Consider the following 24,864-nt stretch of genomic DNA (forward strand, 5'->3'; position numbering starts at 1 on the left):
AATGTTATTCATTGAAAATTGGATTTCATCATTTATGACTAATGTTAGCATTATGATCCCGTAGGGGCGTATTGCATACGCCCTTTCCTAAAAAGCATGTTTGTCAAAGTTTAGAGACCCCAAAATAAATCACCCAAAAATGTATGTTTTTGTAAGAGTTTGATACAGGGCGTATGCAATACGCCCCAACATTGATCAAATTAATTTATCAATCTCTTCTTCCAACAAAAGCATTTTCTTATTTATCTCATTATTCACCGTTTTAATATTGAAAGAGAGGTTGATATATTGTTTTTCTAAATTTTTGATTTCTTTTATTAATAGTTGAATTTTCTGTAATTCATCAGATGAAATATAAAAACCATCATTATCCTTGATAACATCTTGGTATACCATTGCTATTTCTTGAACCATCTTCTTTTTCTTTTCCATCGAAAAATTAGAAGGGAGGAGTATAATTTCACCTTCTTTATTATTCATCTGATGAAATTGAAAATAGTTATACAACTGACTTACTTTAATTTTAAAGATCTGCTGTAAATGCTTTTCTTCAGCTTTCAATCTTTCTTTTTCTTTCAATAAGAGTACATATGAATTGTAAATATCAATAGCATTTTCTAATACTGTATGATCTTTAATTTTGTGGAGACAAGTTTGAAAAGTCTGTTGAACACGTTGGTGTAGTGTCTCCATTTTTAGTTTTGAAATAGACATTTTAGTTAGTTTTGGACAAAGTAACTTATCGTTAAGATGCTAAAGTTTGAATCGAAATAGCAGGAATACTTTGTTGTAATATTAAATTAAATTTGATGCTAAGATAATGATAATTAGATGGGTATTGCAATTATTTTTTATTTTGAATTAGTATTTATCAATATAAAATAGTCATGTTTTAATATATCTCTTAAAGTATCTAGATGTTTAGCGAATAATTGGTGCTTAGCCTATAAATTATCACATAGACTAATTTTAATAATACCAATGAAGAACAATTTTATAGTTTTAATGCTTTCTATTTTAATTTCTTTCCAAGGATTTGCTCAGGATAAAAAAGAAAAATTATCGATGAGAGATACTTTGGACGGGAAGCTAGATATGTCAAATTGGATACTAAACTATGAAGGATTTTTACCCGTTCCGATGATTATTACTGAACCTGCTGTTGGGATAGGAGGTGGATTGTTTGCCGTATTTATGGAACATCCAAAAGAGAAAGGTGTGACAGATAAAAAGGGGATAGCCTCTCCTCCAATTATGACTTTTGGTGGTGGATTTTATACCCAAAATGGAACCTACATGATGGGGGCAGGGAGGTTTCAACGTTGGAATCATGACAAAGTAAGATTAATGGCTTTTGGTGGGTATGCTAACATCAACTTAGACTACTATCAACTTGGAGATTTGTCTTTGGAAGACGACCCTCTAGAATTTAATTTTAAAGGATATGCTATTGCTGCACGTCCTTATTTTCGTATTGCTTCCTCCAATTTTTTATTTGATTTAGATCTGACGTATTATGCTTGTGAAATTACACCTGAAAACACACCCAACAATGAGGTAGAAGAAGAGATTGAAGATTTTCTGAACCAAACCATTGAAAATGGATCTATTGGTATTGGTATTAATTGGGAAACTCGAGATAATGTATTTACACCCAATAATGGTTTTTATGCCTACGCAAATTATAAAGCTTATCAAAATTGGACACTAAGTGATTACAGCTACAATATTTTTGAAGTTAATTTTCAAGGATATTCCAATAAACTTAAAAACCCAATTCTCGGACTGAGATACAATGCTCAATTTTCTACAGGTGATGTACCCACTTTTTTTAAGCCCTTTGTCAATATGAGGGGAGTACCTATGATGAAATATCAGGGTGATCATATTATGACGATCGAAACTGAAGAAAGAATAGATATTAATTTTAGAAATGCAATTGTAGTATTTGGAGGTGCAGCCTTTACTTCTAATGCCAAAGATGCAATTGATTTTAACTACCAAACATGGACTGCAGGTACTGGATTTAGATATAAAATAGCTCGATTACTGAACCTCTATTCTGGCGTTGATTTTGCATTTAGCGAAGACCAATTCGCATGGTATATTACTTTTGCAAATGCTTGGAGATAATTGATGATAAATTATTCATTCACAATGCTTTACTTTTAATAATTAACTCATTAGAATTGTGAATCAGAATTCATTCACATAAATACAACTAACTATTGAAATTCTGATTTATGAAATTGATGCTCCAATAGAATGTACCATCAGCTGGTGGCAAAGGTCACCTACAGGAAACGTTGCCGCTTCAGCAAATACATCGGATCAACGTATTCGGGAAATGATGGGAGACCAATACCATTGGGATCAGGTAGAAGGGAGATATACTCCAACACCTGAGGATGATTGGTTTGAACGAAAAAATTATTAATTAATTAAAATTTGTAGATGATCAAAGCATAAGGTTCACAGGAGCATTATGTTTTCTTATTGTTTGATTTCTACAAATGATTCATCCAATGCATTTTCCATTAAGGCATTTGCGAAAACATATTCAATTTTTAAACGGTGATTTTCATAAATAGAAGAATGCTTGGATAAAAACTCTTTGTCAATAATTTCTTTTAATAATAACGCTTTAAATAGACCTTTGGAATCACTCATACCGATTATTTCCTGAATTAATTGCTCTTCTTTGTTCTTTACTGATAAGCTATTCACTTTTGGATAAACGAATGCATGAAGGTATTTTTTTGTCAACTTTGATAAATTACTATAAACAAGATCCTCTCTTTCGATGGGGTGGAATTGATGTAAAAAAGAAGTGTGAATCATGTCATAGCGTTCATTTGATGTAGAAGAATGCGCTTTATGTAATTCTGGATAAGCGAGTAAATCTAAGTAAGAATGATAGGCTAAATCTAATGATATCCAATAAACAACTTCTTCGCTAGGGGCATGATAGGCTACAAAACTTTCAATTAATTTTTCTCTTGCATCATGAATCTTGACAAGTTCATCTAGATAGACTTCTTCTGATTTATTGGTGGAGGGTATCTCAAAAAGACTTTCAGACATTCGTTTTTTTATAAAATAATCAACAAAGTCTTCGTTGCTCACAGCGGCATCTCCTTCAAAAGTTATTGAATGTAGGAATTCAGTTTCTTGATTTATATTACCATCAAATTCAATATATATTTCATCAGAAGGATGTGCTAGAAAAGTAACAGGAAATTTATAATATAGTTTGATATCTTTTGTCTTTTGAAAAGAAATTTTGAACCGGAAAGAACCATCTTCCTGTAATGTTTCTATATATTTTTGATCTCCATATAATTGAATATGGTTTACATTATTTTCAGAACTATAATTCAACACCTTTCCCGAAATAATTAATTGAGATTGGTTATTGTCCTCCTGATCTGTGGTAGTTTGAGGAGAAGCACATGCATAGAATAAAATGATGAAGATTGTATAGTAGTAGTAATTCATTGTAATAGAAAGTTATTTAAATCGAATTTGAGAGTATATCCATAATTTACTCTTTTTTTAATGGGAATCAAAATACACTATTTGACCAATGGATGAAGGTCCAAAAACAAGTTGATTTGCTGTGCCAAAGTTGTTGGCATTAGGATTGGATGATGTACTGATAACAAATTGATTAAAAAGAATAATCCTAGAGATCAATTTGATTTAATTTTTCATCACTAATTAGAATAACTTATGTCTTTACCGTTTAAAACTATTTTACTCTATCTATTGCTTATTGGAGGTTCTTTTTCAGTAAACGCACAATTTTCTCAAGTGTTTTTTCATAGAAATCAATCGACATTAAGTAAAAAAGCAAAAAATGAATTAGATCAACTTTTAGAATATGCTAAGAAATCAAAGCAATGTCGTACACTTACTTTGTTGGGGTATACGGATCCTTCAGCTTCTGCAGAGCACAATAAAAAGTTAGCCTACCAAAGAACTTTGGCTGTCTTTAACTATTTTAGAGAACGTAACGCCCCTTTTAAATACAATTTTGTATCAGTAGGTGAAGATGATTACAATGCTGTTCCTTCCAAAATAAAGGACAAAGAAGCATACATGAGAAGAGTTGATTTAAGATTTAAAAGGGATCATTTCGATCGCACTTTTACGGATTTCAACTTTGAAAATCAAGTATTCGAAATCAATAATAAAAGAGATACAACACTAGTAGGTCAGCAGGGAACTATTCTAAAAATTCCGGCTTATAGTTTTGCGAATTCTAAATCAATGAATATTAAAATCGTAATGAAAGAAGCGTATAAAGTTTCTGATTTTATCGCACATAAACTATCCTCCAATACGACTGATAATCAGCTGTTAGAGTCAGGAGGGATGATTTATATAGAAGCATTCATAGGAAAAGAAAAGGTAGATTTAAATCCATATAAATACATTTCAGTCCGTTTTAGAGATAAGAAAAAAGGGGATAGAATGAATTTGTACTATGCAAAACAACAGGAGGATAATATCGTCTGGGAAGATAGATCAACATTCACACAAGACTACGTTTCAAATAACTGTTATTTTAGCTCAAGTTTTACGAGATGGTATGATTACGATGACCTAACAGATACTACTTTTTTTGAACGAGAAGCAGATACTTTGATTAACAATAAACGTTACTTATATCATAGAATATTTATAAAAGACAAAAGTGTCAACTATGAAGAATTAACGGAAATGACTTGTGAAGTAAAAGAAGTCGAGAACTATTTCAATAGTTTTTCTTTAGGGTGGTTGAATTGTGATCGTCCGATAGATCGAAAAGGATTACAGTTTGCCGACCTTTCCATCACAGTAAAAGGTAGTGAAGACATTCCGAAAACACTATTATATTTCCCTTCTCGAAATGCCATACAAGTCAGTGACCGAACAATAAATGGCAAAGTAAGTTTCCATGATATCCCTCAAAATGAAACCGCGATACTGTTATCTTATTTTTCTAGAGATGGAAAAAATGTACTGTACGCACAACAGAAAATCAATACTTCAAAACAAGAATACACTCTTCAGCTAGAGAGCATTCCTTCATTTAGGCTTAAAGGAAAGCTAGCTGCCTTAGATAATACAAAAGGAATTTAATCAAAATATACGTATTGAAATCAGATTTTGATTGAATCATAAAAAATCATCTTCTTCTGTTTTTTTGAGATTGGAGAGGGTGATTTTTTTATTGATGACATGTATTGATGTTTTTTGAAAAGGGGATAAATATCTTTTATAATAAGCATATGTAGACAATAGTCCGTTGTTTGATAGTCGACAATACATGAATTTTAATTCATGGAAAATATTAATACTCGTTTTGGAATAAGAGTACGGGAATTACGTAATCAAAAAAAGATTTCCCAAGAGAAATTTGCCAATGAAATAGGTATAGATCGTACCTATATGACTGATATTGAAAATGGAAAGAGGAATGTTTCTTTAGCTATTATAGAGAAGATAGCAAAAGGGTTTGAGGTTAGTGTTTCTGACTTGTTACAATGTATTTAATATTATTTCTATTCAAGAAAACTAATCACAAACATACTTTACCTAATTATTATGCAGCGGTATTATTATGGAGACTCAATCAAGAATTTCATTAATGATGAATCAATTAAAATCTTAGGATTTCTTCTTAAATATCATAAAAACAAGCATTTAGAAGAGTTACAAAAAAATGCATGGCAAGAGCAAATTGATATTTTAAAAAATCAGATTTGTGAATTTGAAGGTCATATCTATTTTGAGTTTTCTATTCCAAGAATGGGGAAAAGGGTTGATAATATTTTAATTATTAATAATAAGATCTTCGTTGTTGAGTTTAAAGTTGGTTCTAAAACATTTGATAGTGCTTCTATTGATCAAACAATAGACTATACAGAAGATTTAAGAAACTTTCATGAAGGTAGTCATGACGCAGACCTATTTCCAATACTTATTTCCTCAAAAGCAGATACTAATCTTATTATTGATGATGAAATAGCTAAATGTAATGAAAGTAATCTAGCTGAATACATCAATACAGTTATTGATAAGAAATCCTCATCTAATATTATTATTGATGAATGGGAAAATTCCATTTATAAACCTACTCCAACTATTATTGAAGCTGCTCAAGCATTATATAAAGGACATAATGTACAAGATATTTCAAGATCTGATTCTGGAGCTATTAACCTTACAAAGACCTCAAATTGCATTTCTAAAATTATTGATGGAAGTAAAGCAAATCATCAAAAGACGATATGTTTTATCACAGGGGTACCAGGAGCAGGTAAAACTCTTGCAGGTTTAAATATTGCAACGAAGAGAAAAAACAAAAATGAGAGTGAACATGCAGTTTTCCTATCAGGAAATGGACCTTTAGTTGATGTTCTAAGAGCAGCGTTAGCGATTGATGAAAGGGAAACAGGTAAAATTAACGGGGTGAAAATTAAAGCAGATGATGCTAAAAGAAAAGCAAATTCTTTTATTCAAAATATACATCATTTTAGAGATGATAATGTATTAAGCACGAAAGCACCTATTGAAAAAGTAGTCATATTCGATGAGGCTCAAAGAGCATGGAATAAGTATCAAGCATCAAAATTCATGAAAGGTAAAGGACATAAAAATTTTGATATGTCTGAACCAGAGTTTCTTATAGATGTAATGAATAGACATGAAGATTGGTGTACAATAGTTTGTTTAATTGGTGGAGGGCAAGAGATTAACACAGGTGAAGCTGGTATTAGTGAGTGGATCTCCTCTCTTAAGGAAAAATATTCTGATTGGAACGTTTGTTATTCTTCACTTATATCTAAAGATAAAGATTATTTAAGTGATGATATTATAAAATCATGGCTTACAAAAACTGGAAACGCTCAAGAGGATTTACATTTAGCCGTTTCTATTCGTTCATTTAGATCTGAAAAGCTTTCTAATATAGTACAGCAAATTCTTAATGTTGATACTTTAAATACAAACGAAGTTGAAAATTTATTATCTCAATATTCTATTGTTTTAACTAGGGATTTGAATAAAGCAAAACAATGGATAAGGGAGAAATCAAAAGGAAATGAGCGAAGTGGTTTACTAGTTTCATCAGGAGCTAGAAGGTTAAGAGCAATTGGTATTGACTCTGAAAATGGTATAAGATCGAATTCAGAAAAATCTAAAATTATTAGTTGGTTTTTAAATAAGAAAAATGATGTTAGGAGTTCTTCATTTTTAGAAGTTCCATCAACTGAATTTGCAGTACAAGGACTTGAGTTAGATTGGGTTTGTTTAGCATGGGGAGGTAACTTTTTCTTTGATAATCAAGGATGGAATTATCAAAAATTTGTAGGTAATAAATGGCAAAGTACAAAAAAAGATAATGATAAAAGGTATCTACTAAATACATACAGAGTATTATTAACAAGGGCAAGACAAGGATTGGTTATTTATATCCCAGAAGGTTCGAGTATTGATGATACTAGAAAACCAGAGTATTATGACGGTACATTCAATTATTTAAAATTAATAGGCCTTCCAACAATTTAAATCTATGATTTACACTTACTATTTATGAGTTTCCTCTAGTCTAACGTTTAACCTTACCATCCCTCATACCCCAATTCCTCAATTAAATAACTACTCTTCTGACACAAAGCCTTAAAAATAGCTTCATAAGAAAGTTCAGTAATATTTAAAGTAAGTGTAACTTCTCTTTCAAATTGAGAAAGATATTCTTGATGGGTCAATTCCCAAGTAGATAAGATAAGATCTTTTTGACGTTGGATTCTTTCAACTGAAGGGATCTTATCTCTTTTTTGATTAGAGTTGATGCTTCGGTTGGAGGGTAGTAGATTCCAAATATCATTATTCTTCCAGTAGGAATAGGGGATAATATGATCAGTATCGAAATCTTTCGTTAGTTTTTTACTTGACCAGACACAATACAAATTTCCTTTCTCTTGTAGTTTTTTATAAAATTGCCTTGGAGGTTCTACACTTCGTACATCAGTAGAATGATGGAGTAGTTGAACTAATTTCTCCTTACTCCAGTCTAGGTGATTGTTGTTTTTAAAATCAAGTGTAAGTGATGCCCAATTTTGAAGGATAGATTTTTCACCAATAATAAAAGAGCCAAATAGTTCTAAACCAATTTTTATAATTTTCTTGAAACTGATATAGCCAAAAGTATTATGAAGCTGATCTTTAAATAACGGGGCATCTGATTTTATTAATTGATTAAGGGATGGATTAGCCCTTTTTTGATAAAGTTGATAGTTGTCTTGATAGTACGAATAAGCAATATGTTTCATTGGGTTTCTAATTATACAAATTGCTATTTCTTTTACACATAAGAGGTATCTTTGCTTCCTTTCAGAATTATGAAAACCTTTTCTGATGTCTCTAGCAATCCCTTTTTGTACATCATTTAAGGTTCCTTTGTAACAACTTATAAATGATTTTAGTGTAGCATAAAAGGAAATATTTCCGCCTGAATTTTGACTAATATCATGAAAAACAAATGGTGTATAATAGAAAATCCATTTATCACAAATTGGAGCTAAGGGAACATAACAATATGACTCCTCTTCATAAATTAGAGCATGATTTTCATTTAGTATTTCTATAGTTGATCTTAATAAAGCTAATTTATATGTAGAACTTTTGCTATCTTTCTGTAAAATATGGCTGATTAATCTAAATGCCTCATTACTATTACTATTCAAACGATTCATTATGCTAAAAAATACGACAGTAAAACATTATCCCGAACTTACGGCTATTCATCGAAAGAGTATATCTTTTCCTTCACGTTTTTTACATGAAAAAGGATTTTTAGAGGGTGAAATCCTAGACTTTGGCTGTGGTCATGGGAGGGATGTGATTGAATTGAGGAAAAAAGAATGTACAATTGATCAATACGATAAATTTCATTTCCCACATTTTCCAGATAAAAAGTATGATATTATTTTATGTCACTACGTATTAAATGTTGTTGAAAAAGCAGAGCAGACTAGAATTTTATCAGAGGTTTCTTATCTTTTAAAACCAGGTGGGAAAGCCTTTTTTACAGTGAGGAGAGATCTTAAAAAAGAAGGAATTCGAATGCATGCTATCTACAAACAACCTACTTTCCAATGTAATGTGGTATTACCTTTTTTATCCCTTTTCAAAAATAAACATTGCGAAATTTATTCTTACCAAAAACCAGAGGAGAAAGAGGTGTTATTTGAGACTTTAAACGTGGTTGCTAAATATCAAAAAGGAGAATTACTTTTTAAACAAAAGGGCGATAATTATCAGAAATATAAAAAAGCAGTTCAATTAATTATGCCATTGATTGCAGAAAAAATGTTATAAAAAAAGCGGAAGAATCTTCCTCCGCTCTTTGTTTAATTAACGTTTCATTCAGTAACTATTGTATAATAATACCTACTCATAAAAATATAATAAAACCTATATACGTCCATTGTGTGTCAGACATACATAATTGATTTCTTTAAAAGGCAAGAGAAATTATTTCGAGCTTTTATAAAATGAAATGAGAAGCTATTTACCGTGTATCCAATATTCTAATAGTTATTTATGATTTGTAATTTTCGGGCTAGGAATCAAGTTTGTTTGTTGCTTATTATCCTTTCTATTATATCTTGACTATGTTAATCCTGAGTAAAAAATCATCTTATATATAAATGAATAGTAGTTGGTTATTTTTAATTTAATCTGTTGGAAAAAATTAGTGTAAGTAATAAATGATAGTACAATTTTAAAGAACAATTTTAAGTTTGAGCAATTCGAAAAATGATTTGGTCTGTTTCGTTGACCTGATACAAATGTGGAAGGAAATTTGGCTAAAAACTAAAAAACAGGGGGGACAAAGGGGGGACTTTCAAGAAAATTCGCACTTTTTTTCATAGTTCAAGAAAAATGTATACTTTTATTTTATACTCTATATAAAAATAATCCTACTTCAATAAGTACTTGCTAAAAATGATTAACACAAAAAATCTAGTATTACTTTTCTTTTTATTTTACAGTTTTACAACTTTTTCTGATACCAAGCAATCGATCACAATGCATTCATTGATGGCTGTAGATTCATTATTACGTCATGATGACTTTGAAGAAGTATATTTACGTTTAGATGCTATCAAATCTCGAATTTCAAAAGAGAAAAAAGAGGAATATATTTTATATCACGCTTTATGGGGTGAATATTATATGCTTAATAACAAACTACAGGAAGCTGAAAAAAATTATCGTCTCATATTCGATATTCCATTTGAAGGCCTTTCGAAGAATATTGCATTATTTCAAGCTAAGGCAATTAACGATTTAGGAATTGTCTATTATAGATTAGGGGATTTTAAACAAGCAAAGAAAGCTCATTTTTTAAGTTTGGCAATGTATCATCCCGTTGACAGTGCTCAAGGAGGATCTTATAATTATGGGAACTTATCGATATTATATAAAGAACAAAAAAAGATTGACTCTGCGTTATATTTTTTAGATGAAGCTGAAAAGCATGCAGCATTAGCTTTTGATACTATGGGGGTAGGGTTTCATACTTTGAATCATGGTATTTTATTGATTGATAATAGTAAGCCAGTAGAAGCATTGGGAAAGTTTACTACTGCTTTTGAAATTTTTAAGGAAAGAGGAAATCAAGAGTTGAAGTATTATGCTTTAAAATTAATGGCAGGTTCTTATCGTGCGATTTATGAATATGATAAAGCTATTGACTTATTACATGAAGCACGTGATTATTATAAAAAACAGAAGAATGATTTGCGATTAGGGCAAGTTCATATTTCTATTGGTGAAATTTATACGAATAATAATCAATTAGATAGCGGACAGTATTATTTATTGAAAGGCATAGAAACTTTAGAAAGTTCTCATTATGCCAAAACTCTGCTTTCGGGATACCTTACACTCTCTTATTATTATGAACAAAAACAAAATTTTGAGCGTGCAAGGTTTTACTTAGATAAAATAATAAAGAAATCAAATGGGTCTTATATTGGTTTAGAATCGAACGCCTATTTAGCTGATGCTAATATTTTCTTGATTGAGAAAAAATACAATAAAGCAATAATGCTTGCAAACAAAGGGCTTCATTTGTCAAATGGTAGTTTGTCTTTACGTTCAAAGAAAAAGTACTATCATATCATGTATACTGCTTACAAACAATTGCATCAATATTCTCAAGCCCTCTATTATTATGAAGAACTTGATAAAATAAACCAAGAGAGTTTTAATAAAGAGAAGATGATGGAAGTTGCTCGTCTAGAATATATAACGCAATTAGAAATGGAGAGAGAGCGACTAGAACTAGAAAAAAAGAATGAAGTACAGGTATACCAAAGTCAATTGGAAAAAGAGAAAATGATCATTCAAGTATTAATGGTTGTTGGAGGTTTGCTTTTAATTATTTTCCTAATCTTATATAGATCATATTTGTCGAAACGCAAAACGAACCTTTTGTTATTACAAAAAAATAATGAAATTAATGAATTAAGGATTTCTGAAAAGGAATGGGCTGAGGAAGCGATCGCTTTAAAAGAAAGAGAATTGACAACGGTGACAATGATGTCTCATCAAAGAAATTCTATTTTAGAAGAACTAGATCAGCAGATTGGTGGGTTATTTGGTAAGCTGGATGAAGAGTCAACGAAACTATTAAAAGATATCAACAAGACGATAAAACTTAATATAACCCATGAAAGTTGGGAGCAATTTACCTATCAATTTGAAAAAGTTCACCCTAAATTTTTTATTCAGTTAAAAGAAAAATTTCCTGAATTAACACAAAGGGACCATAAGATATGTGCTTATCTAAAGGTTGGTATGGAAAGAAAAGAAATAGCCATTGTGTCGAATATGACAATTGAAGCTGTAAAAAAGAGTCTTTACAGAATAAAAAAGAAAATTAATCTTTCTGCAGAGGATAATTTAAGAGCCTTTATACTTGATTTGTAATCAAAAAACTCCCTTCGGTAAAATGCCAAAGGGAGTTTTGTTTTATTTTGAACTGATTTTTGTGGTTACATATTTGATTTCTTGATTGAATTCTGAGCTTTTTCTGTTATAAGCATCTGGAACAACAGGGCTTTCAGAATCAAATCCCACATTTACTGTTTCATCACCTGAGAATATAAAAGGTTGTGTTTTTTCGATGTTATTTTTGCCTACAGATTTACCATTGACAAACAATTCTACTTCGGCACCTTTTCCTGGGCCACCTCCAGCATAATTGAGGTTCATGGTTACTTTTACATTGTCCGCTGCAGGTAGTGAGATGTTTGATTTTGTGGTATAATATCTCAAGCCTAAGTAATTGTAAGTGAAATATAATTTCCCCTTTAAGGTATAGAAAGACCAGCCTCCAAATCGACCTGCTTGTTGGATAATTACGCCATTTGATTTGCCTTTGTTTTTCTTAAGATTTAATTCTGCTTCAATACTCCACGATTTATTTTTGATGTTCAAGAAATTATTTTCAAGTAATCCACCTTGTCCTTGATACAATGTCATTTCAGTTCGTCCTGCCATAAGATCAGGTCTACCAGCATATTGTGCATTGAATCTTTCATATTTTCGATCATCAATTGGAAGTACATCGTTTTTGATGGCTTCTTGAATGAACAACTCCTGCATATGTTTTAATTTTTCTGGATATTTTGCTGATAAATCATTAGTTAAAGCAAAATCTTCCTCGGATTTATACAGTTGCCATTTGTCTTCACTTAGAGGATTTTCAGCACCACCCCAAGGCAACTGATGTATCGTTCTAGCAAACCAACCATCATAATATAATCCTCGGTTTCCAAGAATTTCAAAATACTGTATTGTTTTATGTGTCTGTTCTTTTGGTTGTTCGAGCGTATACAGCAATGAAGTTCCTGCCATAGGAATTTGTGGAACGCCATCCACAACAGTTGGTTCAGGGAGATTACAAGCTTCTAGAATAGTAGGAGCAATATCTACAGCATGATGCCATTGCGTTCTGAATTGATCAATTTCTTTCATTTTATTAGGCCACTTGATAATCATACCATTACGTGTTCCGCCATAATCAGAAGCTACTTGTTTGGCATAACCAAATGGAGCATCAAAAGCAATTGCCCAACCTGCAGCCATATGAGGATTGGTTGTATGATCTCCCCAATTGTCATAATTCTTAAGCATTACATCTACAGTAGCCCATTCTTTTTCTTGGTTAAAATAAGTTGCCTCATTTAGTAGACCAATCATACCACCTTCTGCTGAAGTACCATTATCACCGAGTAAGTAAATTACCATAGTATTTTCGGCATCAAGTTCCTCTGCTGCGTCTATAAAACGACCTATTTCATAATCTGTCATTTCTAAGAAAGCAGCAAATACCTCTGCTTGCTTTGTAAACAATTTCTTTTCATTATCAGATAGGTCTGCCCAATCTTTAATCCCAGGTGCTTTTGGTGCTAACTTTGTATCCTTGGGTACAACACCCATTTCAATTTGACGTTTTAAAGTTTCCTCTCTAATAACATCCCAGCCTTTATCAAATTTACCTTTTTGCTTTTCGATATAAGATTCAGGAACATGATGGGGAGCATGTACAGCACCCGGAGCAAAGTAGACGAAATAAGGTTTGTCGGGCGTCATTGCTTTTTGGAATTTCATCCAGTCAATTGCCTTATTGGTCATATCTTTTAAGAAGTGATAATCTTCTGTAGTTTTAGGCTCTACATGATTGTAATTATGATACACATTAGGGTCCCATTGATTTGTTTCACCACCAATGAAACCGTAAAATTCTTCAAAACCCTGACCATTGGGCCAACGATCAAATGGACCTGAGATACTCGTTTCCCACACCGCCGTTTGATGCCATTTGCCAAATGCGGCAGTGTTAAAGCCATTGTATTTTAATATTTTAGCAATGTTAGCTACTGAAGAGGGTAATTGTCCTGTATCACCACGGAAAGAGGTCGCAGTTTCTGCAATTCCTCCTTGGTTACATTGATGATGATTTCTTCCCGTTAAAAGTGCTTGACGAGTAGGGGAACATAAAGCAGTGGTATGAAATTTTGTATACATCACACCTTCTTTTGATAAGTTATCTATGTAAGGTGTGTGGATTGGTCCACCAAAAGTATCATTACTTCCAAAGCCATTGTCATCTATTAAAACTAAAATAATATTTGGAGCACCTTTAGGAGCTTTTACTTGGAATGGAATTGGTTTTTCAATATCTCTTACATCTTCTACGGTAACATGTTTCTTGTAAGGATCTTTGATAGGTAATACAGTTCTGTCTACTTCTATTTCTTGAGCAAAAGCAACGGTATTAATAAGTAATGAGAGTAGTATAAATTGAATACACTTCATTTTTGTAAAGTTCAGGGTTAAAAATTCTTTGTCTTTCTAAAATAAGGAATGATCTTTTTTTAGAAGAAAAAAGAGTCTTTATGTTAATCACTTCCTTGAACATTACAAGTAAATACAAAAAAAATACCCCAACTAAAATGAAATAGTTGAGGTAAATATAGGGGAAAAGTAAATACTGTTAATCTACTTTTTTAAGTACTATAGCAGTTCTATTTACATTATAAATAGAAATATTTTTATCTTCATCTGTAAAGAAACGACTTGATGCATCTACTCTGTCATGACCACCAAATTGCTTATCATCTGAACAAAGAACAATTTCATAAGATCCAGCTTCTCCAACAAAGAATTTGTAATCAGGAAGTGAATTAGTAGGAGAGAAGTTGAAAACAAATACAAGATCACCTTTCTTAAATGCGATTGTTTTGTTTTCAGTATCCATATTTAAAAGATCTACAGCAGTATTCTCTTCTAATAAATTATGATCTCTTACAAGGTGAATCATGGAAGCATCAAAGTTATTTAGCTTTTGATAGCGTAAGAAGCCATTTTCAACCAATGACCATTGACGACGTGCATATTGATAACTCCAACCATTGCCTTCTCTTGGGAAATCGATCCATTCTGGATGACCAAATTCATTACCCATGAAGTTAAGGTAACCTTCACCACCTAAAACGCATGTTAAGAAACGGATGATTTTATGTAAAGCGATACCACGATCAATTACAACACTACCACTTTCATTGTCCATTCCAGTGTACATCTCAGCGTCCATTAACCACATTGCGATAGTTTTATCACCTACTAGTGCTTGATCATGTGACTCTGCATAAGCAATTGCTTTCTCATTGGTACGACGGTTAAGCATTACGCTCCAAAGATCCCAAACGTTCCAATTTTCATCTTGTTGCTCTTCTAATAATTTTACCCAGAAGTCTGGAATACCCATTGAAAGACGGTAATCGAAACCAACACCACCTTCTTCAGAAGCTCTTGACAAGCCCGGCATACCTGATACATCTTCAGCAATAGAGAGAACATCAGGTTTAATTTCGTGTGCAATATCATTTGCCAATTGAAGGTAACGTACTGCATCTACATCAACGCCCATATTAAAGTAGTCATCATAACTACCAAAACCGGCATGCCCATGATGATGATACATCATAGAAGTTACTCCATCAAAACGGAAACCATCAAAATGGAATTCTTCTAACCAATATCTTACGTTAGAAGCTAAGAATTGAATCACTTCCCATTTAGAGTAGTCAAACAATTTCGAATCCCAGTCGGGATGATTCCCTTTTTCACCTGTATGGAAGTATTGGTACACTGTACCGTCAAATTCATTGATACCTTCATTATGGTTTTTTACAGCATGTGAATGCACAATATCCATAATAACAGCAATCCCCATAGAGTGCGCTGTTTTGATCAATTGTTTTAATTCTTCAGGTGTACCAAATTTTGAAGTAGCGGCAAAGAAATTACTAACATGATACCCGAAAGAACCATAATAAGGGTGTTCTTGGACCGCCATTAATTGAATACAATTGTATCCTAAATCTCTTACTCTTGGTAAGACATTTTCCGTAAACTCAACATAAGATCCCATTTTTTCTTCTTCTTGGGACATACCTACATGAGCTTCATATATAATAGGAGCGTGAATAGATGATGTTTTAAAATCATCACCACTCCAATCAAAATTTGTCTCATTGCTAAACCATAATTGTCCTTTGAAATTTGGAGAATTAGGTTCTTGAACTACACGATTAATATAAGCAGGGATTCTGTCGTTGTCCCCCATTTGCGAAAGCACTCTTACTTTCACAAAGCTACCATGTATAAATGTATCTTTATATTCGTCCTTTGGTAAGAAAATTTCCCAGACACCATCCCAATGTGCAGATCCTTCGATTCTCTTCAAGGGGTGACTGTCACGATTCCAATGGTTGAAATCTCCCGTTAAGTATAATGCATGTGCAGCTGGAGCCCACTCACGATACCACCAACCGTTGTTCGTTTCATCGAAGTTAAATCCTAAGAATTTATGTGCTCCTGCAAATTCATATATACTACCATATTTATCACTAAGGTCTTCTTTTAGTTGTTTGAAGCTGTTTATTCTATCATTGATTTCCTCAGTTTGTGGTTCTAACCAAGGGTCATCTTTAACTAGTTTTGGTAATTTTTTATTCATTATTTTTCAGATGTGACAAATAAATAATATAAACGAAAGTACTAACATAGAAAATGTTTTGGAATTCTCTATTTAAGTGTACAAAGTACGGTGGGAGTTTTCGGGTGATTTAATTAATATTTAGACTCTTTCTTAAAAAAATGATATGATTTTTCAATACAAAATAGAAATGTAATGAAATCTTTGAAATAAATATAAATGACAAGAATTGTAGATTTCAAAAAAATAATAAAATCTCCATCAAAATTTTTTGATGGAGATATTGAAATTATTCCTTTATAAATTTAACAAAACTCATTGCATTTTCTGTTTCTAATATTAGAATATAATTTCCATTTTGGAACTGTGATATATCTAAGATTTTAGAAAATGTAGTATTGTTTTTGTAAAAGCTATCTTCAAAAATAACACCTCCATAAATGTTAATAACTTTTAAATTAATATTCCCAAAGAAGTTATCTGAATAAGAGACATTTAATAAATTTGAAGATGGATTTGGGAATACATTTATCTGTGTATCTAAGTAAAAACTTATAGAAGAGGTTACATTAGTTGTTGTTACTGAAATAACATCAGAGTAATCACTTGATGAAAATTCATTTGTTGCGACCACTCTGTAATAATAAGTTGTATTTGAGGATAGTTCTGTTATTTCTAAAGAATTCGTTGAAGATGAAACTTCCTCATTTTGCAACACAAAATTTGTAAAATCACTGTCTAAAGAGACATCAATTTTGTAATTATCAGTATCACTGGTATTCCAATTGGCTTGAAATGAATTTGTGGTGATGTTTGATGCATCCGTTGCAACAGGAATAAGTGGTGTAGTTTTTATGTGAACACTCTCAGAATATTCTGAAACCCCGCTTTCGTTACTAGCAGCTATTCTATAATAATAACTTTTATTGGACTGTAAATTATTTAAGAGTATATTATTTGTTGTGTTACTAACAACAGAATCTTCTACAATTAAACTAGTAAATAATAGATCTGTCGCTACATCAATAATATAATTATCAGAACTAATTGAATTCCAATTTGCTTGAAAAGAATTTTCGGTAATATGGCTTGCTGAGCTAGAGGTTGGAGTACCTGTTTTTGTCAATAGAGAAACGGTTGAATTATAATTAGAATTACCAAATTCATTTCTAGAATGAGCTCTAATATAATAAGTAGTATTTGGATTTAAATTGTTAAAAGTCATACCATAACTGTCCCAATTCGTTATTGAATCTTGAACTATAAAACTATTAAAGTTTTCATCTATTGATAAGTCTAGTACAACTTGGTCTGCCCTGATGTTTAACCATGTAACAGCAATTGAATTTGAATTAATACTAGGCAAGAAAAAGATTGGTACTTGAGGTCGTGTTTTTATGCTATCAATTATAGCTGAACTAGAGCCACTTGAATTGATTCCTTCTACACTATAATATATTTTAGTATTTTCGGGTATTGGAGATGTATTATAATCAATAAATGTCTCTATAGAATCTTCACTTGAAATAATTTTAATAATTTCGTTTAAATTATCAGGGTTTGCTCCTTTTTTTATGATATATCCAAAGAATTGCTCGTCATTTTCCCATGATAATTTAATTTGTTTTTTATCAATGAAATCAAGTTGAAGATCAGTATTTAATGTAAGAGGAGGAGTATCATCATTTTGTGTACTACCATAAATACTGAAATTTAAATTTATTAAATCTTTATTAAAAAAATCACCATTAGTCCAATTCGTTAAACCTGCCCCAAAGAGATTTTTTGAATCTTTTAGATGATAGTTTATTCCATAAGAATTTGTTGTTCTTGCCCAAAACCATCTACCATTGTTACCATTAAAATCTAATATTGGAGCAACAGAAACCCAATATTTCCCTTCTGTTAATTGTATTGGTGTTGGAAAATCCAGAACAAGATTTGCATCTGTGCTATCCGATGTAGGAAGTAAAGTTGTTTCAAATATTAATTGATCTGGTAACTGTGTTGAATCATCTAATGCATCAAAAATGACAAATTTAACACTATCAATGTTGTTGCTATTTTTGGTGCCTTTAGCGGTAAACCTTGTTATATTCCATGTTTCATTTTCGGGTACATCAATATCATCTGCTGAATACACAGGTCCTCCGAGATCTGGAAATATCTGACTTGATATCCCATCTAGTGAAATTTCTTCTTGTTGGTGAATTGGTATTGCATTATAGATAACATTTACAGTGAAATCTATATCAATGTGATGGGACCCGTTTATCGCAAGTAATGATATATTGGCTGATCCAAGGCTATCAGAAGGAAATTTGAAAAGTAGTACTTCTGAAAGGGTATCAATTTCTAGTGTCACAAGTGTAGGTCTTGAATTGGAAACTATGCTTATAGACAAATCTGTAGAATCGAAGATATCTCTATATGACAATGCATATAACGTTGTACCATATAAGATGTTAAGATCATCAATTTCAGGTAGATCAACATCTCCAAATTCATTAATAGCATTTACTCTTAGAGTACTTGCATTTGAATTGAAAGTAGGTAGTTGCTCTAGATTTTGCCCATGGGATTCAATCATGAAAATTGAAATCATCAAGAAATGAAAGAGTAGTAGTTTTTTCATAGGTGGTTGTATTAGGTTCAATGCAAATATATTAATATATTGATAAATAGCAAGTTATGGTGTTTATTTTGTGTTATTATGGTATGATTAAATATTCAAAAAGACTTCTTAAAATTTAAAATCCTCAATGATAATTTTTTTATCTTTATTTAGAAATAGAATTAATTACTTACCTGTAAAAGTTAAAAAAGCAATAGGGGATAAAAAAAAGAAGTTTTCTTTTGCCCTAATCATCGAATTTAGTTGTTTTGCGGTATGAAAACGATTATCGCACCTTCAGTATTAGCAGCAGACTTTGCCAATTTGCAAAGAGATGCTGAAATGCTCAATGATAGCCAAGCAGATTGGTTCCACATTGACATTATGGATGGAATGTTTGTACCAAACATTTCTTTTGGTTTGCCCGTATGTGCAGCCATCAGCAAACATGCTAAAAAACCAATGGATGTTCACTTGATGATCGAACAGCCTGACCGCTATTTAGAGGATTTCAAAAAAGCAGGAGCGGATATGATTTCAGTACATGCTGAAGCTTGTCCACATCTTCATAGAACAATTCAAAAAATCAAAGAATTAGGACTTAAAGCGGGTGTTGCTTTAAATCCACATACTTCGATTGATTGTTTAAGATATTTAATTAACGACATCGATTACGTTTGTATTATGTCTGTAAACCCTGGTTTTGGAGGTCAAAAATTCATTCCTACAACGTATCAAAAAGTAAGAGACTTGAAGGCAATGATTGACGAAGCAGGAGCAGAGGTATTGATCCAAATTGACGGTGGAGTAGATGCTAGTAATGCCGCAAAGCTAAAAGAAGCTGGAGCAACAGTATTAGTAGCAGGTAGTTATGTTTTTGGTGCAGAAGATCCAAAAGCAGCCATCGAAAAAATCAAACTATAATTAATTAAAAGTGAAGAGTGTGTATTAATTTATTTATCACTCCTCACTTTTAATTTTTAACTTAAAAAGATGCGTGTATTTAAATTTGGAGGAGCCTCCGTTAAAAGCGCTGAAGCTGTCAAAAATGTTCAAGAAATCATAGGACGTTTTTCGGAGCAAAAAAATTTAGTCGTGGTAGTTTCTGCCATGGGTAAAACCACCAACCTAATTGAAAAAATTGTCTTGGATGTAATCAAAGGTGAATCCATTGAACATCACATTCAAGAATTGAGAACTTTCCATCTCACTATTGCTAAAGATTTATTCCAAAATCCTGACGCCAGTATATTTCAACAAATAAAAAAGTTGATTTCTGATCTGGAAGGTAAATTAAATTTAAGGTATTTCTCGGAAGATGAATTATATGATCAGACGGTTTGTTATGGTGAACTACTGTCAACACATATTATTTCAGCATACCTCAACCAACAACAAATTCCTACTCATTTTTTAGATGCAAGAATTTATATTCAGACGGATGATAATTGGAGAGAAGGTAATGTAGATTGGACTTGGACAGAAAGAATGATGAAGGCTGATGTTCCTCAACTCATTCAAGAAAATGTAGTGGTGACACAAGGCTTTATTGGAGGTACTATCAATAACAAGACTACAACTTTAGGTAGAGAAGGATCTGATTTTACAGCAGCTATTTTTGCTTATTGTTTGGATGCAGAAAATGTTTGTATTTGGAAAGATGTTCCAGGTATTATGAGTAGTGATCCAAGAAGAGTAGAAGATGTGACGCTTTTTCATGAGTTACCTTATAAATATGCGGCAGAGTTGACGTATTATGGAGCAAGTGTAATTCATCCAAAAACAATACGTCCATTGGCATTGAAAAATATCCCTTTACATGTCAATAGCTTTTTGAATCCTGAAGAAAAGGGGACAGTAATCGGAGATTTTGAAACTGTACCAAGTTTGCCGTCAATTATTTTCAAAACCAACCAAGTGATTATTCGCTTTGAAGAAAAAGACTTTTTAAATGTCAGTAAAGGTGATTTAGGGTTAGTTTTTAGTGAATTTTCAAAAATGAATATGAAGGTGAATCTAATAAAAAATAGTGCACTTTCGCTTTCTATTTGTACGAACTATGAACCAAAGAAAATCGCTAAGCTAGAGCAATTATTTCACGATAAATTTAATATTGAAGTGGTTGATCAGTTGGAATTGGTGACCATTAAAAATTATACTGAAAATATTGTAGATGAATTAGGTATTGATTTATCTAAAGTATATATGCGACAAATTTCTTATGATACTTTTCAGCTCGTAATAAGGCGTGAAGATCTAGAAGTCTAACAAAAAAAGGTTCAAAAATCTAAGTTTTTGAACCTTTATATTTATATCCAACCCATACTATTACTAAAATAATAGAGAGCAATATTCATTACAATTGACCAAAAGATAGCACTGATCAACATGTGTTTTTCAATTTCTTTTTTCTTACCCCCCAAAGACAAGATGATGACCATTCCAATTGGAGGTCCAAATAATATAGGAGTAAAGAAAGAAACTCCTTTTACACCATATTTTCTCCATATCTTCACAATCATTCTATTTTTCTTAGTAAAGATCTTCTTTTTCTTTTTGTAAGGATGTTTCGTACGGTGTTCTTCTACTTTCTTTTTGATATAGGCCCCGCCATAAATTAAACCGTATACCATTGTCATCATACCCACAATAGTTAGAACAGTGGATTCAACAATAGATAAACCTACTTCGATACCGAAGATAGGTCCAAACTCAAATTTAAAAGCGCTGACTATAAGGACCGTTAAGTATTTTCTTATAAGTTCAAGCATTAGAATATGTGTGTTAATTTTGTATATGAATAGTATGTAATTAAAGAGATTTCCTAAACTACCCTACAAAAGTACAAGATCTGTAAATGATACTTTGGTAAAATAAGATACATGATTAGTAAATTAGATAGTAAGAAGGATTCCTTTTTTCATTGAAATACAATCTTGTAACATTCTGAGAAAAGATATTTCTTATATTAAAAGACCTTATTTAAGAGCATTTTATGAAACATGTTACTTTGTATTAACAAAAACAATTGGCTATTTTTAAACCATAGACCAAATAATTCTTTTATCTTAGTCGTCTAATTGAATTAGATATTGAAAACATTTTTATAGATATACAATTACATGGATACAACAGCAATTGATAAAGCCCTAATTGAAATTGTAGAGAAGCGTAACCAATTGAACGCTCTTACTTATGAAGACGAATCATATGATGATATTGAAGATGAATTACATGATTTAGAGGACGACTTTATTGATGAACATGGTGAAACACTTGAGGATATCATTGGTGATGTTCATGAAGAATTCGCTGTAGACACTGATGTTTTATCACCGCTTAGTTACATCGCACAAAACTATGTTCAGACAGGAGAAAATGAAGTAGGACCACAATTTGACTGTGATCATGCTCAAGGGGTGCCAGTTGAAGTAGACGAGTTAGAAAACAAACCTACAAAATTGGTGATTATTCCTAATCCATTAAGAATCATCTTAAATATTGATAGCAGAAATAGAAAAATTGTTTGGCAAAATAGCTAATCAATCATCTAGATAAAGAAAGTCCATGATACTGAGTTGTATCATGGACTTTTTTTTATAATTAATTTCAACTATTTCTTTAGCATGTATAAACCAAGGAAAGTAAAAACAAGCAGTGCGACTGCTCCCATTGTTGTAGTCATTTTATTTCATATTTTGTTGTTAGTTAAATAAACGATACTTATTTCTTTATAGTTTTTAATAATAGACTAACATTTATCAATAAATGTCATTCTTTTAAATAAAAAAACACCTCAATAATTAAATTAAGGTGTTCTTAGTGTGTGAGTGTAAATTAATTATATTGCATATTTCGCATCAAAATTGGATACGAAAATTGACTTTCTACTTGAAATTTTAATTGCCTCATACATTGAAGACAATTTGCTATTTAATTCTTCTGAACCTTCTACTAAAGGTAAACGCACTTTTTTACTGCAGATACCTGCAATTTCTAAAGCAGCTTTAATGCCAACAGGATTTCCTTCTTCGAATAATGAATCAGTGAAATCTAGTAATTCTGACATTTGTTTTGTCGCCAACTTAATATCACCGTTTAATGCATTCTTCACTGTAGAACCAAATTCTTGAGGAAGAACATTTCCTAATACCGTGATTACGCCATTTCCGCCTACACCTAAAATTGGTACAGTAAGGGCATCGTCTCCTGAGATGTATAAGAAGTCATCTGCAGTTTTGCTGATAACACGCATTGCTTGTGTCAGATCACCGCCCGCATCTTTAACTCCAAAAATATTTTTATGTTGAGATAAAGCGACAATCGTCTCGACTGACATATTTACAGCTGTTCTACCTGGAACATTGTAAAGTAATACCGGAAGAGGTGAAGCATCTGCAATTGCTGTATAGTGAGCAATGATACCTGCTTGTGTAGGTTTCACATAGTAAGGACAAACAGATAAGATAGCATCTACGCCTGAAAGGTCCCAAGTAGTTAATTGCTCTACTACTTCGGCTGTATTATTACTACCGATACCAAACATGATTGGTTTATCAGTAGGGTTGTTTGACTTGACAAAATTTAAAACTGCACGTTTTTCAGATTTCGATAAAGTTGCACTTTCTGCAGTAGTTCCATTGACTACCCAATAATCAGCATCTTTTGTATGCTCTAAAAGACTTTTTAATGCTGAAAAATCTATCGTGTTTTCTGATGTAAATGGTGTTACCAAAGCTATGCCCTGTCCAATAAACGCTTCCATGCTTTTAAATTTATATGAATTTTAATGGAGTTCTGTATTCTATTCTACGTGAACAAAAATAATTAGATCTAATTTTTCCACAAAAATACACAAAAAAGAAAACCTTTTCGTAACAAGCTGTTATATTTATAACTTGATAACTAAAATTATTCAAATATGATAACGATAGCAGAGGCTGTAGAAGAAATTGTACGTAAATCACCGTTCTTAGAGGAAGCGATTGTGGACGGTATTGTAAACTACACCGGACTAGCGAGACAAATCATGCCCGAAGTGGAAGATAAGTTGATGAAAGATGTACAAATTGGTGGAGTTGTGATGGCCATCCAAAGATTACGTCCTAAACTTTCGAAGTTGGATATTGAGCATGAAGTACTCAATTATCTTAAAAAGATGGGAGAGATCATCGTAAGATCAGACTTAGTCGATTATACTTTCAAAAATTCTCCTTCATTGATAGGGAAACAACAAGAATTATTAAAATCGATTCAAGGAGAAAAAGATGTATTCCAAGCTTCTTCAAAAGGGGTTTACGAAACGAATATTGTTACTTCAAAGAAAATGTTGGATCAACTATTAAACATTTTCGCAGGTGAAGAGATTATTAGTAAAAAGGAGAATCTTGCTTCTCTTACGATGCGTTTGCCTCAAGACAATACTTCCGTGCCAGGTATTTATTATTACTTACTGAAGAAAATTGCTTGGGAAGGGATCAATATCGTGGAAGTAATTTCTACAACGAACGAATTTACATTGATTTTAGCCAAAAAAGATGTAAACCGTACCTTTAGCTTACTTCATAATCTGGTAAATGATTAATTTAATTCTATAGAAAGCTGACGATTATACGTATATTATAGAATAACAAATTATTTACCCGGTTTACTATAATCGAATCACTCATTTTTTAAATTA

At 31.8% G+C, this 24,864-nt stretch carries 18 protein-coding genes; 10 read left to right on the forward strand and 8 right to left on the reverse strand.

All coding sequences use genetic code 11. The features are described 5' to 3' along the window. Positions 1-195 precede the first annotated feature (195 nt). Positions 196-693, reverse strand: a complete 498-nt coding sequence (locus ACXAHM_RS16085; protein WP_474961693.1) for a hypothetical protein — start codon at positions 691-693, stop codon at positions 196-198. A 288-nt stretch (positions 694-981) separates the two neighbouring features. On the opposite strand from ACXAHM_RS16085, the gene ACXAHM_RS16090 reads away from it, so the two are divergent. Beyond that, a complete protein-coding gene (locus ACXAHM_RS16090; protein WP_474961695.1) occupies positions 982-2,133 on the forward strand; it encodes a BamA/TamA family outer membrane protein in 1,152 nt (383 codons plus the stop codon). A 360-nt stretch (positions 2,134-2,493) separates the two neighbouring features. Here the strand turns inward: ACXAHM_RS16090 and ACXAHM_RS16095 are convergent, their stop codons facing one another. Next, positions 2,494-3,498: a hypothetical protein gene (locus ACXAHM_RS16095; protein WP_474961697.1), complete on the reverse strand. Its 1,005-nt coding sequence runs from the start codon at positions 3,496-3,498 to the stop codon at positions 2,494-2,496. Between the two features lie 234 nt (positions 3,499-3,732). Here ACXAHM_RS16095 and ACXAHM_RS16100 point away from each other — a divergent pair, with 234 nt between their 5' ends. The 3 genes from ACXAHM_RS16100 (at position 3,733) to ACXAHM_RS16110 (ending at position 7,557) form a co-directional block, all read left to right on the forward strand. After that, on the forward strand, positions 3,733-5,127 hold the full coding sequence (locus ACXAHM_RS16100; protein WP_474961699.1) for an OmpA family protein: 1,395 nt from the start codon (positions 3,733-3,735) through the stop codon (positions 5,125-5,127). Between the two features lie 201 nt (positions 5,128-5,328). Next, on the forward strand, positions 5,329-5,541 hold the full coding sequence (locus ACXAHM_RS16105) for a helix-turn-helix domain-containing protein (protein ID WP_474961701.1): 213 nt from the start codon (positions 5,329-5,331) through the stop codon (positions 5,539-5,541). Between the two features lie 51 nt (positions 5,542-5,592). After that, a complete protein-coding gene (locus ACXAHM_RS16110) occupies positions 5,593-7,557 on the forward strand; it encodes a DUF2075 domain-containing protein (RefSeq protein WP_474961703.1) in 1,965 nt (654 codons plus the stop codon). A gap of 53 nt (positions 7,558-7,610) precedes the next feature. Here the strand turns inward: ACXAHM_RS16110 and ACXAHM_RS16115 are convergent, their stop codons facing one another. Beyond that, positions 7,611-8,744: an HNH endonuclease domain-containing protein gene (locus ACXAHM_RS16115; RefSeq protein WP_474961705.1), complete on the reverse strand. Its 1,134-nt coding sequence runs from the start codon at positions 8,742-8,744 to the stop codon at positions 7,611-7,613. A 1-nt stretch (position 8,745) separates the two neighbouring features. Here ACXAHM_RS16115 and ACXAHM_RS16120 point away from each other — a divergent pair, with 1 nt between their 5' ends. Further along, positions 8,746-9,369: a class I SAM-dependent methyltransferase gene (locus ACXAHM_RS16120; protein ID WP_474961707.1), complete on the forward strand. Its 624-nt coding sequence runs from the start codon at positions 8,746-8,748 to the stop codon at positions 9,367-9,369. Between the two features lie 630 nt (positions 9,370-9,999). Beyond that, positions 10,000-11,991, forward strand: coding sequence for a hypothetical protein (locus ACXAHM_RS16125; protein ID WP_474961709.1), 1,992 nt, complete (start codon positions 10,000-10,002; stop codon positions 11,989-11,991). Positions 11,992-12,033: 42 nt separating this feature from the next. Here ACXAHM_RS16125 and ACXAHM_RS16130 read toward each other — a convergent pair whose 3' ends face one another. The 3 genes from ACXAHM_RS16130 to ACXAHM_RS16140 form a co-directional block, all read right to left on the reverse strand. Continuing rightward, positions 12,034-14,385: a sulfatase-like hydrolase/transferase gene (locus ACXAHM_RS16130; RefSeq protein WP_474961711.1), complete on the reverse strand. Its 2,352-nt coding sequence runs from the start codon at positions 14,383-14,385 to the stop codon at positions 12,034-12,036. A 178-nt stretch (positions 14,386-14,563) separates the two neighbouring features. After that, positions 14,564-16,591, reverse strand: a complete 2,028-nt coding sequence (locus tag ACXAHM_RS16135) for an alpha-amylase family glycosyl hydrolase (RefSeq protein WP_474961714.1) — start codon at positions 16,589-16,591, stop codon at positions 14,564-14,566. Between the two features lie 268 nt (positions 16,592-16,859). Continuing rightward, entirely contained in the window at positions 16,860-19,205 is a 2,346-nt protein-coding gene (locus ACXAHM_RS16140) for a fibronectin type III domain-containing protein (protein ID WP_474961717.1), read from the reverse strand. Between the two features lie 255 nt (positions 19,206-19,460). Between ACXAHM_RS16140 and rpe the strand changes: the two genes are divergently transcribed. Continuing rightward, positions 19,461-20,108 carry a ribulose-phosphate 3-epimerase gene (gene rpe, locus ACXAHM_RS16145; protein ID WP_474961719.1) on the forward strand — a complete coding sequence of 216 codons (648 nt, stop codon included), beginning with the start codon at positions 19,461-19,463 and terminating at the stop codon, positions 20,106-20,108. Positions 20,109-20,177: 69 nt separating this feature from the next. Then, positions 20,178-21,452 carry an aspartate kinase gene (locus tag ACXAHM_RS16150; protein ID WP_474961721.1) on the forward strand — a complete coding sequence of 425 codons (1,275 nt, stop codon included), beginning with the start codon at positions 20,178-20,180 and terminating at the stop codon, positions 21,450-21,452. Positions 21,453-21,493: 41 nt separating this feature from the next. Here ACXAHM_RS16150 and ACXAHM_RS16155 read toward each other — a convergent pair whose 3' ends face one another. Further along, positions 21,494-21,955 (reverse strand): hypothetical protein, encoded by a 462-nt coding sequence (locus ACXAHM_RS16155; protein ID WP_474961724.1) that lies wholly within the window; start codon positions 21,953-21,955, stop codon positions 21,494-21,496. Between the two features lie 351 nt (positions 21,956-22,306). On the opposite strand from ACXAHM_RS16155, the gene ACXAHM_RS16160 reads away from it, so the two are divergent. Next, a complete protein-coding gene (locus ACXAHM_RS16160) occupies positions 22,307-22,726 on the forward strand; it encodes a hypothetical protein (RefSeq protein WP_474961726.1) in 420 nt (139 codons plus the stop codon). Positions 22,727-23,025: 299 nt separating this feature from the next. Here the strand turns inward: ACXAHM_RS16160 and dapA are convergent, their stop codons facing one another. After that, complete coding sequence (dapA, locus tag ACXAHM_RS16165; protein WP_474961728.1) at positions 23,026-23,949, reverse strand: 4-hydroxy-tetrahydrodipicolinate synthase; 924 nt, start codon at positions 23,947-23,949, stop codon at positions 23,026-23,028. Positions 23,950-24,105: 156 nt separating this feature from the next. Here dapA and ACXAHM_RS16170 point away from each other — a divergent pair, with 156 nt between their 5' ends. Beyond that, on the forward strand, positions 24,106-24,768 hold the full coding sequence (locus ACXAHM_RS16170; protein ID WP_474961730.1) for a hypothetical protein: 663 nt from the start codon (positions 24,106-24,108) through the stop codon (positions 24,766-24,768). The last annotated feature ends 96 nt before the right edge of the window (positions 24,769-24,864 follow it).

This window comes from Flammeovirga sp. AWQ4_249 (genome assembly GCF_056161045.1).

What these genes read in the sequence shown, in the direction of transcription:
- ACXAHM_RS16155 (WP_474961724.1), bottom strand. Translation starts at nt 21,955, where the DNA reads ATGCTTGAACTTATAAGAAAATACTTAACGGTCCTTATAGTCAGCGCT.
- ACXAHM_RS16100 (WP_474961699.1), top strand. Translation starts at nt 3,733, where the DNA reads ATGTCTTTACCGTTTAAAACTATTTTACTCTATCTATTGCTTATTGGA.
- ACXAHM_RS16160 (WP_474961726.1), top strand. Translation starts at nt 22,307, where the DNA reads ATGGATACAACAGCAATTGATAAAGCCCTAATTGAAATTGTAGAGAAG.
- ACXAHM_RS16130 (WP_474961711.1), bottom strand. Translation starts at nt 14,385, where the DNA reads ATGAAGTGTATTCAATTTATACTACTCTCATTACTTATTAATACCGTT.
- ACXAHM_RS16110 (WP_474961703.1), top strand. Translation starts at nt 5,593, where the DNA reads ATGCAGCGGTATTATTATGGAGACTCAATCAAGAATTTCATTAATGAT.
- ACXAHM_RS16125 (WP_474961709.1), top strand. Translation starts at nt 10,000, where the DNA reads ATGATTAACACAAAAAATCTAGTATTACTTTTCTTTTTATTTTACAGT.
- ACXAHM_RS16140 (WP_474961717.1), bottom strand. Translation starts at nt 19,205, where the DNA reads ATGAAAAAACTACTACTCTTTCATTTCTTGATGATTTCAATTTTCATG.
- ACXAHM_RS16150 (WP_474961721.1), top strand. Translation starts at nt 20,178, where the DNA reads ATGCGTGTATTTAAATTTGGAGGAGCCTCCGTTAAAAGCGCTGAAGCT.
- dapA (WP_474961728.1), bottom strand. Translation starts at nt 23,949, where the DNA reads ATGGAAGCGTTTATTGGACAGGGCATAGCTTTGGTAACACCATTTACA.
- ACXAHM_RS16095 (WP_474961697.1), bottom strand. Translation starts at nt 3,498, where the DNA reads ATGAATTACTACTACTATACAATCTTCATCATTTTATTCTATGCATGT.
- rpe (WP_474961719.1), top strand. Translation starts at nt 19,461, where the DNA reads ATGAAAACGATTATCGCACCTTCAGTATTAGCAGCAGACTTTGCCAAT.
- ACXAHM_RS16105 (WP_474961701.1), top strand. Translation starts at nt 5,329, where the DNA reads ATGGAAAATATTAATACTCGTTTTGGAATAAGAGTACGGGAATTACGT.
- ACXAHM_RS16120 (WP_474961707.1), top strand. Translation starts at nt 8,746, where the DNA reads ATGCTAAAAAATACGACAGTAAAACATTATCCCGAACTTACGGCTATT.
- ACXAHM_RS16170 (WP_474961730.1), top strand. Translation starts at nt 24,106, where the DNA reads ATGATAACGATAGCAGAGGCTGTAGAAGAAATTGTACGTAAATCACCG.
- ACXAHM_RS16115 (WP_474961705.1), bottom strand. Translation starts at nt 8,744, where the DNA reads ATGAATCGTTTGAATAGTAATAGTAATGAGGCATTTAGATTAATCAGC.
- ACXAHM_RS16135 (WP_474961714.1), bottom strand. Translation starts at nt 16,591, where the DNA reads ATGAATAAAAAATTACCAAAACTAGTTAAAGATGACCCTTGGTTAGAA.
- ACXAHM_RS16085 (WP_474961693.1), bottom strand. Translation starts at nt 693, where the DNA reads ATGGAGACACTACACCAACGTGTTCAACAGACTTTTCAAACTTGTCTC.
- ACXAHM_RS16090 (WP_474961695.1), top strand. Translation starts at nt 982, where the DNA reads ATGAAGAACAATTTTATAGTTTTAATGCTTTCTATTTTAATTTCTTTC.